Here is a 12409-nt window from a genome sequence, read left to right on the forward strand (position 1 = left end):
GGCCAGGCGGTACTGACGCGTATCGACCGACGCCTGCTGACCCACCCGCACGGACAAGGTCCGGCGGCACCGTGCCTTCCGTCAGCCAGAACCGGGATGCTCCGATTCCTGCGCCTCCGCCCCGTCCCGACCGGTCGTCCCCATCGCTTCAGCCGCCGCGATCCCGGACGTATCGACGACCTCGATCGGACGCCCTTCGACAGTCGTGGAACGGGGATATTCCTCGGCGGTGTTGTCTCCATCCCCAACCGGCCCGGGTTTGGGCCCGGCGTCGCCGTCCGCGTGCGGACCATCCCCCTTTGTCGTCGCGTTCTCGGTTTCGGAGCCTTCGCTCCCGAGTTGTCCGCCCCCATGATAGCCGATGGCGGTTTGACCACCGTGCCCGAAGAACCCGCCGAAACCGCCGTCGCCATCCTTGCCGCTATGCGGGTTTTCGTAACTGCCGCCCCCGCTGTCGCCGCCCTCGCCGCGCCCCGGGGAATTCACGCCATCCGGCTTGCCCTTGTCTTCTTCATTCCCGCTCACCGGGGTCGGTACTGTGTCAGGCATAACGGTCTCCTCAGAAGGGTAGAAAGGGCGTCAGGGAACTGGGCCCACGCTTATGGTCGTTCAGCGTGGCTGGACGGTGGCGGACGCCGCTGCGATCGGCGACGCGTCATAATCGTTGAGCAAGGCGGCCACGTCGTCGTACAGCTTGATCGCCCCCGCGGCGCGAAGCGCTTGATCGGTGAACTTGCCCGATCGTACGGCGATCGTGGCGATCCCGCTCTTGCGGGCTGCCTCAATGTCGTACGGCGTATCGCCTATGACGAGGACCTCGTCGGCGGACACCCCGTCCAGCTTGCCGAGCGCGACTGCGAAGATATCGGGCGCGGGCTTGGTGTTCTCCACGTCGTCCGCCGTCGTTGTCTTCGAAATCAACACGCGTGCGTCGAGGAGATCGACATAATGATCGCGTTGCTCGGCCGATGCCGACGAAGCCAGCACCACTCGAATACCGTCGTCCCGAACGCGGGCCAGCAAGTCATGCGCCCCGGGGAACGGCCTTACCCGATCGATGAACCGATCCTTGAAAATGGCGCCCTGGACGCTGCCGAGTTTCTCATGCTCCGCTTCGTCGAGATCCGGAAGCAGCGTCGGGACCAGCATGTCGGCACCCTTGCCGATCTGATTGTGCACCGTCTGATCGTCGAACGTGGCGCCGATGCCGCGAAACACTTCCTGCCACGCTGCGACGTGGAAATCGTTGCTGTCCACCAATGTCCCGTCGATATCGAACAAGACTGCCTTGACCGCCATTGGATCCCCTTTCCGCCGCCCGCCGGGGGGACATGAAGATCCTTAACGCCCTGATCGAAGAACCGATCCGATCATGAACGGCGCGGTCGGCGTATCAGGCGTGCGGCTCGCTATCGCGATCGGCGAACGGATCGCTGCATGTGACGCGGCCGGGCACGTCGCTTCGCCCGGCGACACGGCGGCGATAGTCTGGGCTGGCCGCTGACGTGAGCGTGATGTCGTACCAGCCGTAGGTTTCGTGGAGCGGCCACCGATAGCGCGCGCTCGTGAGCCGTCTCGTGCCGGGCGCGGCACCGATCCGCTCGACCTGCGCCACCAGCGACATGCCACGGGCTGCGGGGGGCAAGCGCAGGATCAGAGCGTCCCCCGTCACGTGCCATGCGAGCGCGGAGAGCGCCGCCGGATCGTCTGCGTGCCCGGCAAAATGCCGGTGGAAGCCGTTCGGGCCGAGCACCCACAGATCGTATCGCCCGGTCCGATCGACTGTCCAGCGGCCCTCCAATGATCGTCCGGGCGCAACGGTGAACCGGCGCGGGGCCTGCGCGAGGTTGGTCCGGTCGTAGACATGAAACACCGCCGCCGCGGTCCCTTCCGCCACGAAACGAAGCTGGATCGCGCCGTCCGTCCTCTTTTCTTCGACCTGCAACATATATGGCAACGGTCGCGATCGGCGGATCCCCGGTTCCTGCCAGGGGGTCGCGTTGGTGACGGGTGCCTGCGGCCGGGGCTGCTTGGGGATCGCCGCGGCGCGCTTGGCGTCGCCATGCGGATCGGGAATGCCCGAAACGGGCACCGCGTCCGCAACGGCGAAATCGAACGCGGAGGTCAGGTCGCCACACACCGCGCGGCGCCACGGCGCGATATTGGGCTCGTGGAACTCGAACCGGCGCTCGAGGAAGCGGATGACCGAGCTATGATCGAACACCTGCGAATTGACCCAGCCACCGCGGCTCCACGGCGACACGACATACATCGGCACGCGCGGGCCGAGGCCGTAAGGACGCCCCCGATACGCCGGCAGATCGAGCGCCTTGTCCGCGATGCTGTCATGCTCGTGATACGACCCGGCAAGATCGACCGACGATCCGCCGAGCACTGTCCCGTCCGCCTCCCGCGATGGCGGCGCGGGCGGCGGGACGTGATCGAAGAAGCCGTCATTCTCGTCGAACATGACGAACAGCGCGGTGCGTGCCCATACGTCCGGATCCGCCGTCAGCGCGTCGAGCACTTCGGCGGTATAGGCGGCGCCCTGCGCCGGGCTGGACGGTCCGGGATGCTCGGACCCGGCGGCAGTCGCGATGATGTACGACACCTCGGGCAACCGGCCGCCGAGCACGTCCGCGCGCAACACGTCCAGTCCGCGGGTGCTCAGCGCTCGGTCGCGCAGATTGGCGGCGTCTCCCGTGCCGCCTTTATGGGCCGCGCGGAACGCTGCGAACCCGACGAGCGGATTGTCAGTAAAATTGTCCGCCATGTCCTGATAGATCCGCCAGTCGACTCCAGCCGCCTGCAACCGTTCGACCACCGTGGTCCAGCGGTACGGATCGGGATAGCCGCCACTCTCCGGGAAACTGTCGTGCGAGTTGCCGATCGCCGGACCGCCGTGCGTCGCGTCCGGATCGTTGGTGCCGCTCCACAGGAAAAGGCGGTTGGTGTTGGTCCCGGTGTGGACCGAGCAATGATAGGCGTCGCACACCGTAAACGCCTCGGCGAGCGCGAACTGGAACGGCAGATCCTCGCGCCGGTAATGCCCCATCGCGCGCTGGCTCTTGGCTTCCGGCCAATGCGCCATGCGCCCCTCGTCCCAACCGCGCTGCGCATCGGGCCAGCTGTGCGGCGTTCCCTCCATCCGCATCAGATCGTAATCGGTCCGGGTCGCGAGGTGGAACGGCCGGACGGTGCGCGCGCCCCCTTCCGCCGCCCGGTCGCGCTGATCCCATACGGTCCCCGGCGCCATCGTGCCCGGAACGGCGGAGACCGGAATCGGGAAGCGGTCGGCGAAGCCACGCACGCCGCGCATCGTCCCGAAATAATGGTCGAACCCGCGGTTTTCCTGCATCAGGATCACGACATGCGCGACGTCCTTGATCGACCCGGTCGAACGCGCGGGCGGGATCGCCGCGGCCCGCGCGATCGCGGCGGGCAAGGTCGCGAGCGTCGCCCCCGACAGACCGGCAGCCAGCAAAGCACGACGCGAAACATGGGTCACTGACACCCTCCAAAGATACGACGCGTGTGAACCGCTCGAACAAGCGGATCGCACTGCAAACGCGCAATCCGCCTTACGCTCGAAACGCGCGGCATTGCATGAAATCGAACAGCGGCAACGGTGCCACCACTTCGAAGTCTCTGGTCGGGGCCAGTGACACCCCGGTGACAGTCGAAGATTATCGACGAGCAACGATGTCGGCGTGCCTCACCGACTGGTGACCGGCCCACGTCCGAACGGGGTTTGAACGGGCGCTGCAGTCCGCGCCAATACGATTGCACGCACTGCACTTGTAAATATCTTTTGCCAATGTATCTGCCCATGCAGCTAATGAGGTAGAAGATAATGGCGGTATTCAATTTGGAGGATTGCTCCGCCAGTCGCGCGCCGGGGCGTCTGCTGCGACGGCTCGACAAGGTCATGTCCGCCTTCGTCGACTCGCGCATCAACGCCGGCGACTTGTCCTATCAGCAATGGGTCGCGCTCAAGGTGGTGCGCGACGGACTCGCCGATACGGCCGGTGAGCTTGCGCGCGAACTCGGCATCACGACCGGTGCGACGACGCGATTGATCGACGTGCTGGAGACGCGAAAGCTCCTCGCCCGCGATCGCAGCGGCGAGGACCGCCGCGTCGTCCGCCTGATGACGACCGAACTCGGCAGCAAGAGGGTGGAAACGCTCCAGGGTGACGTCGTCGGTGCCTGGAACGAAGTGATCGCGCCCCTGTCGCAGGACGAGGCGAACCAGTTCGTCACCATGCTGGCGCGCATCCTGGTGGAGGCCGAGCGCGTCGCCGGGGTGGCCCCGCTCGTGGAGGACGACCAGTGACGCGCGGCGTCGGAATCGCCGCCCTTGCCGCGGTGCTGCTGTCGTCCTGCGCCGCGGTGCCGCACGATCCCCCGCGTGTCGCGCAGGTCCAGCCGGCAGCGCTTGGGCTCGCCGCCACGTCCGCTCCCATCGCACAGGATTGGTGGACCGCATTCGGCGATCCCCAGCTCGATCGCCTGGTGACGATGGGGCTGGCGGACAATCCCTCGCTGGACCGCGCGCTGGCGCGGGTGCGCATGGCGCAGGGGACGCTCGGCGTTCGCCGCGGCGATCAGTTGCCGCAGGTGACGCTCGACGGCCAGTCGATCTACCAGCGCTTCTCCAATCGCGCGGTCTATCCGCGGCCCTATGCGGGCAACGCCTATCCGCTCTCGACCGTGCAGGCGAACCTGAGCTGGAACCTGGATCTGTTCGGTCGCCAGCGCGCGCTGGTGGCGGGCGCGCGCGCCGACGTTGCGGCGACGGCGCTCGATGCGGCCGCGGCGCGACTGACGGTGTCGACCTCGATCGCGCAGGCCTATGTCGGGCTCGCACGGGCCGATCAGCTCATCCGCGTCGCCGACAGCTTCGTCGCGACGCGGCGACAGGCCTTGGGCTTCATCAATTCGCGGATCCGCAACAAGCTCGCCAGCCAGTTCGAACTGCGCCAGGGCGAGACGTTGCTGGCGGAAGCAGACCAGGCGCGCACCCGCGCACTGGCGCAGCGCGAGCTGCTGGTCCACGCGCTTGCCGCGCTGGTCGGGCGCGGCGCGGACTTCTATCCGCAGATCACCAACCCCAGACTGGCGTTCGACGCGCCGCCGGTAGTGCCGGACCTGTTGCCCGCGGATCTGCTCGGGCGCCGTCCCGATCTGCTTGCCGGGCAGGCGCGGATCGATTCGGCGGCAGCCGGACGCCGCGTCGCGCGGGCGGATTTCCTGCCCAACGTCAATATCCAGGCGCTCGCGGGCTTTACCGCCTTGGGGCTCGGAAACTTCTTCGACCTTGGCGCGCGGACGTACGGCGCAGGGCCTGCGATCCATGTGCCGATCTTCGAAGGCGGCAAGCTCAAGGCGCAATATCAGGGCGCGACTGCCGCGCTCGACGAGGCGGTCGCCGCCTATGACGACGCGGTGCTCGGCGCGGTGCGCGATTCGGCGGATGCGCTGACGCAAGTCCGCGCATCCGACCAGGACGCAGCCGCGCAACGTCGCGTCGTCGCCGGGCTGCGCGAGACGGTGCGGCTCGATCAGGTCCGCGTCTCGACCGGGCTCGGCTCGCAGCTCGACAGCATCGACGCGGGCTTCCGCCTGCTCGAGGCCGAACAGGCGCTGGTCGGGCTCCAGTCCGATGCGCTCACGCGGCGTATCCAGCTCATTGCCGCGCTTGGCGGCGGTTTCAATCCTTCCTCGCAGTCCACTGCGGCTGCTCTTGCGGACAAGACGTCATGAACGACCAGACCCCCACCGATTGGAAGCAAGCGGCGGAACGCGCGGAGCGGATCGAGCCGGTCGTCGGCGCCGAACCTGCCGCCGCCGATGCTCCGCCGCCCGAAACCCCGAACGCGGATCGACGCCGCACGCGGATCCGCCGGATCGCGTTCGGCCTGCTCGGGCTGGTCGTCCTGATCGGGCTGGTCCTTTACGGCATCAGCGTCTTTACCGCGCCGCCGACCGAGGAAACCGACGATGCCTATGTCGCGGGGAACGTCATCGCGGTCACCGCGCGCGACGGCGGCACCGTACTCGCGCTCCATGCCGACAACACCCAGTCGGTGAAGCGCGGCCAGCCGCTGATCGATCTCGATCCGGCAACGGTCGGCGTGCAGATGGACGCGGCGCAAGCCGCGCTCGGTCGCGCGGTCCGTGCGGTCCGGTCGACTCATGCGCAAGTCGACGAAGCCGGCGCGGAGATTGCGCAGGCGCAAGCCGAATTGTCGCGCGCGCAGAACGATTACGGTCGCCGCCAGGGTGCCGCGCGCGATGGCGCAATATCGGGCGAGGAACTGTCGCACGCCGCCGACGCGGTCACCACCGCCCGCGCTGCGCTGGCGCTGGCGCGCGCCAAGCAAGCCCAGGCCGCAAGCACCGTCGCTGGCACCGACGTCGCCAATAATCCGCAGGTCCTGGCCGCGATCGCCGACGTGCGCCGCGCCGCGATCGACAGCAGCCACATGAAGATCGTCGCCCCGGTCGCCGGGATCGTCGCGCAACGCACCGTCCAGCTCGGCCAGCGTGTCGCAGCGGGCACGCCTTTGATGGCGGTCGTCCCGCTCGACAGCCTGTGGATCGACGCAAACTTCCGCGAGACGCAGCTCCAGCATCTCCGCGTCGGTCAGCCCGTGACGATCACCGCCGACGTGTACGGCAAGGCCGTCACCTTCCACGGCAAGGTGCTCGGGCTCGGCGCGGGCAGCGGCAACGCCTTCTCGCTGCTGCCGCCGCAGAACGCCTCGGGCAACTGGATCAAGATCGTCCAGCGCGTCCCCGTGCGGATCGCGCTCGACCCCGCCGAACTGCGCGCGCATCCGTTGCGGATCGGGCTGTCGGTCAACGCGGTGGTCGCAACGAGCAACCTGTCCGGCGCGATGGTCGCGGAGAGCACCGCGCCTGCGGGCGGAACGCAGCAGAGCCTCGACGGCGGCCCCGAAGTCGATGCGATGGTTCGCCGCATCATTGCCCAGAATCTTGGGCAGAACCTCGGGCGCGATCGGTGAGCGCACCGGCCGACGCGGGGGCGGCCCCGCTGCGTGGCGCGACGCTGGCGATCACCTCGCTCGCGCTCGCGCTGGGAACCTTCATGCAGGTGCTCGACGGGACGATCGCCAACGTCTCGCTGCCGACGATCGCGGGCAACCTCGGCGTCTCGACCGATAACGGGACGTGGGTCATTACGTCGTTCGCGGTGGCGAACGGCGTAACCGTGCCCCTCACCGGCTGGCTGATGCAGCGCTTCGGCGTGGTGAAGACGTTTACCGTATCGGTCATCCTGTTCACGATTGCTTCGCTGCTGTGCGGTCTGGCGTGGGACCTGTCGTCGCTGATCGGCTTCCGCATCCTGCAAGGCGCGGTGTCCGGGCCGATGATCCCGGGTAGCCAGGCGCTGCTCATCTCGATTTTCCCCGCGCACAAACGCGGCACCGCACTGAGCATCTGGTCGATGACGACGCTCACCGCGCCGGTGTTGGGACCGGTCCTCGGCGGCTACATCTCGGACAATTACCATTGGGGCTGGATTTTCCTGATGAACGTCCCCGTCGGCATCGCCTGCGCGTTCGTCTCGTGGCGATCGCTTGCGAGCCGCGAGACCCCGACGCGCAAATTGCCGATCGATACGATCGGGCTGATCCTGCTCGCCTTCTGGGTGTTCAGCCTGCAGACGATGCTCGATCTCGGCAAGGATCGCGACTGGTTCAACAACCCGTTGATCGTGATCCTGCTGGTGTGCGCGATCGTCGGGTTCGCCGCGTGGCTGATCTGGGAACTCACCGATGGCAATCCCGCGGTCGACCTCAGCCTGTTTGCGCGCCGCAACTTCGCGTTCGGGACGCTGGCGTTGTGCCTCGGCTATGCATTGTTCTTCGCCAACAACCTGCTGCTGCCGCTGTGGCTGCAGGCGCAGATGGGGTACACCGCAACCTGGGCCGGGTTCGTCGCGGCGCCGAGCGGGATCGTTGCGGTGATCGCAACGCCGTTCATCAGTAAACTCAAGATCGATCCGCGCTGGCTGACGACGACGGCGTTCCTCATCTTCGCCGCCTCCTATTTCATGCGGTCGCAATACACCCCGGATGCGAGCTTCTGGACGCTAATGTTCCCGCTGCTGTTGCAAGGGCTGGCGATGAGCATGTTCTTCGTGCCGCTGGTAACCATCTCGTTCGACGGCATCCCCGGTGATCGTGTTCCCTCGGCAAGCGGCATCTCGAACTTCGCGCGCATTACCGCGGGCAGTTTTGCCGCATCGATCATCACGACGTCCTGGGATCGTCGCGAGGCGCTGCACCAGACTCGGCTGACCGAAGTGGGCACCGCGTATTCGCCGATCTATCGTCAGGCGGTCGAGCAACTCCAGGCGGCGGGCATGACGTCGACACAGCGCGGCGGGGTCGATCATGCGGCAGATCGTTACCCAGTCGTATCTGCTGGCGTCGGTCGAGGTGTTCTGGATCTGCGGATGGATGGCGGTAGCGATGGTCGGCGTGATCTGGCTGACGCGGCGTCCAGCCCCGAGCGACATCGTCGTGGCGGCGGACTGACCGGCCCCCGTCCGGTTTACGGACGGGGCCGCACCGCATCCCACGACGCATCCGCCAGCGTTTCCTGGAGGAACGCCACCAGCGCGGTGATCGCGGGCGGAGTCGACGGTCCACGCGGATAGACCGCGTGGACCGCGAGATCGTCCGGTCCCTCCCATCCCGCCAGCACGGGCACCAGCGCTCCACTGGCAAGCGCCTGCTCGACGTCCCACAGCGAGCGCAGCGCGATCCCGACCCCGGTAATCGCGAGTTCGCGGATCACTTCACTCGAGTTGGTCCGTACATGGCTCTCGCCCTCGACGGTGAAGCGCCGCCTTCCCTTGACCAGACGCCATGGCATTTGCCCGGCGGCGGCGAGCAGACGATGCTGCGCGAGCGTCTCGATCGTCGCCGGCGGGCCGTGCCGTTCGAGGTAGCGCGGACTGGCGCACAACAACCGGCGACTGCCGCCGAGCCGATGCCCGACCAGATTGGGCGGGATCGCCGTTGCGATCCGGATCGCGAGATCATAGCGTCCGCCATACAGGTCGACCGTGTCGTCGGACAGGTCCAGCTCAAGCCGGACTCGCGGATAGTGCGCCAGAAAGGCGTGCAACTTGGGCGCCACGTGCAACCGTCCGAACGACGTGGGCGCAGACATCCGCACGGTCCCCGCAGGTTCCGACCGAGTCCCGATCAGGCGGCTTTCCGCATCGCGGACGGCCTGCAGGATCGCAGCGACGTCGCCGTGGAATCGCTCCCCGGCATCGGTCAGCGCAAGCTTTCGGGTCGTACGGTGGAACAGACGCACGCCCAGCCGCTCCTCCAGCCGTGCCAGTCGCTTCGAGACCATCCCAGGTGAAAGATGCAGTGTGCGCGCCGCGGCCGACAGGCTTCCGCCCGCAACGATCGCATCGAAGACGTCGTAATCCGGGTCCATTCGTTCTTCTCGTGAACAAGTGTTTCGACGTTTGATCGGCTGGCGTCGGAATTGGCAAGCGCCTATTCCTGTACCGACAACCCCGATCATGTCCCGGAGGATCGTCTCGATGACACAGCCAGCAGATCCGTCGCCCGCGACCAGCCCCCACGGCGTCGACTATCAGCACCGCGCCGGCCTCCAGGTCGCGGCCCCCCTCGCCGCGTTCCTCGAAACCCGCGCCCTGCCGGGCAGCGGCGTTACGCCCGATGATTTCTGGCAAGGAGTCGCCGACATCTTCGCGCGCTTCGCCCCCGAAAATGCGCGCCTGCTCGCGGTGCGCGATGTGTTGCAGGCAAAACTCGACGCATGGCACACCGAACATCAGGGCGCGGCGTTCGACGCAGATGCATATCGCACGTTCCTCCACGACATCGACTATCTCGTCGACGTGCCGGAGCCGTTCACGATCGCGCCCGAGAATGTCGACCCCGAGGTCGCGCAGCTTGCCGGCCCGCAGCTCGTCGTCCCGATCCTCAACGCGCGGTTCCTGCTCAACGCGGCCAATGCGCGCTGGGGCAGCCTGTACGATGCGCTCTATGGCACCGACGCCCTGCCGGGCAGCGCCACCGGGAGCGGCTACGATCCCGTCCGTGGTGCGGCGGTGATCGCCTGGGCGAAGGGCTTCCTCGATCGCGCGGTGCCGCTCGCCGACGGGTCGTGGAATGCGTGGACCGGCGACACCCCCGTGCTCGCCAATCCCGATCAGCGCGTCGGACAGGCGGGCGACACGATCCTGCTGCGCCATAACGGGCTTCACATCGAACTGGTGATCGACCGCACCCACCCGATCGGTCGCGACGACCCCGCCGGGCTCGCCGATGTCGTGCTCGAATCCGCGCTCACCACGATCGCGGACCTCGAGGATTCGATCGCCGCGGTCGATGCCGAGGACAAGGTCGCGGCCTACGCCAACTGGCTAGACCTGATGCAGGGCACGCTGGAGGCGCGCTTCGACAAGAACGGGCGGACGATGACGCGCACGCTCGCGCCCGATCGCCAGTACGTGCGGACCGACGGAACGCCGCTCGTCCTGCCGGGGCGCAGCCTGATGTTCGTCCGTAACGTCGGGCATCTGATGACGACGCCAGCGGTGCTGCTGCCCGATGGCACGCAAGCCCCCGAGGGCATCCTCGATGCGATCGTCACCTCGCTGATCGGGGCGCACGACGTCAACGGCGCGCGGACCAACAGCCGCGCGGGATCGATCTATATCGTGAAGCCCAAGATGCACGGTCCCGAAGAGGCGGCGTTCACCAACCGGTTGTTCGATGCGGTCGAGGATCTGCTCGGCCTACCGCGCCACACGGTCAAGGTCGGCGTGATGGACGAGGAACGCCGTACCAGCGCCAATCTCGCGGCGTGCATCGCGGCGGTGAAGGACCGCATCGTGTTCATCAACACGGGCTTCCTCGACCGGACCGGCGACGAGATGCACAGCGCGATGCGTGCAGGTCCGATGGTGCGCAAGGGCGAGATGAAGCGCGCCGCGTGGATCCAGGCGTATGAGGATCGCAACGTCCAGATCGGTCTGGCGAGCGGCTTTGCGGGTCGCGCGCAGATCGGCAAGGGCATGTGGGCCGCGCCCGACCGGATGCACGACATGCTGCGCGACAAGATCGCGCATCCCCAGAGCGGCGCGACCACCGCCTGGGTCCCGAGCCCGACCGCGGCGACGCTCCACGCGACGCACTATCACGACGTCGACGTCGCGGCACGCCAGTCGGCGCGGCGCGACGAAGGCATCGCGCCGCTCGAAACGCTGCTCTCGCTGCCGCTGGCGACCGGGCACAACTGGCATCCCGACGAAGTGCGCGAGGAGCTGGAGAACAATGCGCAGGGGATTCTTGGCTATGTCGTGCGCTGGGTCGACCAGGGGATCGGCTGTTCCAAGGTGCCCGACATCCACGACGTCGGACTGATGGAAGACCGCGCGACGCTGCGGATCTCGTCACAGCATATGGCGAACTGGCTGCTCCACGGCGTCGCCACGCCGGAGGACGCCGACGCCGCGCTGCGGCGGATGGCGGCGAAGGTGGATGCGCAGAATGCGGGTGATCCGCTGTATCGCCCGATGGCGGCGGACCCCGACACCAACCTTGCCTTCCGGGCGGCACGGGCGCTGGTGTTCGAAGGGCTGACCCAGCCCAACGGCTATACCGAACCGCTGCTCCACCGCTTCCGTGCGGAGGCCAAGGCCCGGGGCTAGGACACAACGCGCTCCCGATCCGCGCGGCTCAGAACCGCCGCGCGGATCGTCCGGTCAGCGACATCCCCGCCGCGGACAATTGGCTTTGCAACCTTCCGACGGCCTGATCCGATTCGGGCGGCAGGTCGCGCGCGGGCTTGCCCTTGAGCAGCCGACGACGGTCCGCCTCGCTCGGCTCGATCCGCCGTACGCGCACCGCGGCGTGCCCACCCTGCCGGATGCCGAGTTCGTCCGCAGCCCCTTGCGACAGGTCGATGATCCGCGCCCCCGGTACGAACGGCCCGCGATCGTTGATCCGCACGACGATCCTGCGCCCGGTCGCGAGCGCGGTCACTTCGACATAGGTCGGCAATGGCAACGTCTTGTGCGCGGCCGTGATCCACTTCGGCCGGAACCGCTCGCCATTGGCGGTGCGGTTGCCGGACTCGCTCCCGTACCAGCTTGCGTAGCCGAGCATATCATAGGTCGGGTCCGCCGCCGGAACCAGCGTCACGCCGCGCACGACATAGGGCTTGCCGATCTTGACCAGCGCGTCGCTCGGCGGTCGGTAATTTCCGCCCGCGCAGGCGGACAGCGCGAGCAGCGTGGCGGCGATTGCGCCGCTCCGCAGGGTCGTACGACTGGACATGGCGGCTTTGTAGGCACGCTTGCCGATCGGCGGAAGGTCTTTCC

General features: G+C 67.5%; 9 protein-coding genes and 1 pseudogene. 5 read left to right on the forward strand and 5 right to left on the reverse strand.

From position 1 onward, the window contains the following. Positions 1-81: 81 nt before the first annotated feature. The 3 genes from ABIC16_RS17220 to ABIC16_RS17230 all read right to left on the reverse strand — a co-directional run bounded on the left by ABIC16_RS17220 (position 82) and on the right by ABIC16_RS17230 (position 3508). Entirely contained in the window at positions 82-549 is a 468-nt protein-coding gene (locus tag ABIC16_RS17220) for a hypothetical protein (RefSeq protein ID WP_354292001.1), read from the reverse strand. A 60-nt stretch (positions 550-609) separates the two neighbouring features. Next, on the reverse strand, positions 610-1299 hold the full coding sequence (locus ABIC16_RS17225; protein ID WP_354292002.1) for an HAD family hydrolase: 690 nt from the start codon (positions 1297-1299) through the stop codon (positions 610-612). Between the two features lie 94 nt (positions 1300-1393). Continuing rightward, positions 1394-3508 (reverse strand): phosphocholine-specific phospholipase C, encoded by a 2115-nt coding sequence (locus ABIC16_RS17230; RefSeq protein ID WP_354292003.1) that lies wholly within the window; start codon positions 3506-3508, stop codon positions 1394-1396. 345 nt (positions 3509-3853) lie between these two features. Between ABIC16_RS17230 and ABIC16_RS17235 the strand changes: the two genes are divergently transcribed. The 4 genes and pseudogenes from ABIC16_RS17235 (at position 3854) to ABIC16_RS17250 (ending at position 8570) form a co-directional block, all read left to right on the forward strand. Next, a complete protein-coding gene (locus tag ABIC16_RS17235; protein ID WP_277967888.1) occupies positions 3854-4336 on the forward strand; it encodes a MarR family winged helix-turn-helix transcriptional regulator in 483 nt (160 codons plus the stop codon). After that, a complete protein-coding gene (locus ABIC16_RS17240; protein WP_354292004.1) occupies positions 4333-5766 on the forward strand; it encodes an efflux transporter outer membrane subunit in 1434 nt (477 codons plus the stop codon). Before ABIC16_RS17235 ends, ABIC16_RS17240 begins: the two co-directional genes overlap by 4 nt. Further along, entirely contained in the window at positions 5763-7031 is a 1269-nt protein-coding gene (locus ABIC16_RS17245) for an HlyD family secretion protein (RefSeq protein ID WP_354292005.1), read from the forward strand. The genes ABIC16_RS17240 and ABIC16_RS17245 overlap by 4 nt, the downstream gene beginning before the upstream one ends. Beyond that, a pseudogene (locus tag ABIC16_RS17250) lies at positions 7028-8570 on the forward strand (DHA2 family efflux MFS transporter permease subunit). The gene ABIC16_RS17245 and the pseudogene ABIC16_RS17250 overlap by 4 nt, the downstream one beginning before the upstream one ends. A gap of 16 nt (positions 8571-8586) precedes the next feature. On the opposite strand, the gene ABIC16_RS17255 reads toward ABIC16_RS17250, so the two are convergent. Beyond that, positions 8587-9489 (reverse strand): LysR family transcriptional regulator, encoded by a 903-nt coding sequence (locus tag ABIC16_RS17255; RefSeq protein WP_354292006.1) that lies wholly within the window; start codon positions 9487-9489, stop codon positions 8587-8589. A gap of 109 nt (positions 9490-9598) precedes the next feature. Here ABIC16_RS17255 and ABIC16_RS17260 point away from each other — a divergent pair, with 109 nt between their 5' ends. Then, a complete protein-coding gene (locus ABIC16_RS17260; protein WP_354292007.1) occupies positions 9599-11737 on the forward strand; it encodes a malate synthase G in 2139 nt (712 codons plus the stop codon). Positions 11738-11765: 28 nt separating this feature from the next. Here the strand turns inward: ABIC16_RS17260 and ABIC16_RS17265 are convergent, their stop codons facing one another. Then, the gene (locus tag ABIC16_RS17265; RefSeq protein WP_277967894.1) at positions 11766-12365 is read right to left on the reverse strand and encodes a septal ring lytic transglycosylase RlpA family protein; all 600 of its coding nucleotides are present in this window, start codon (positions 12363-12365) and stop codon (positions 11766-11768) included. Positions 12366-12409 lie beyond the last annotated feature (44 nt).

Source organism: Sphingomonas sp. PvP055 (genome assembly GCF_040546365.1).
GTDB lineage: Bacteria > Pseudomonadota > Alphaproteobacteria > Sphingomonadales > Sphingomonadaceae > Sphingomonas > Sphingomonas echinoides_A.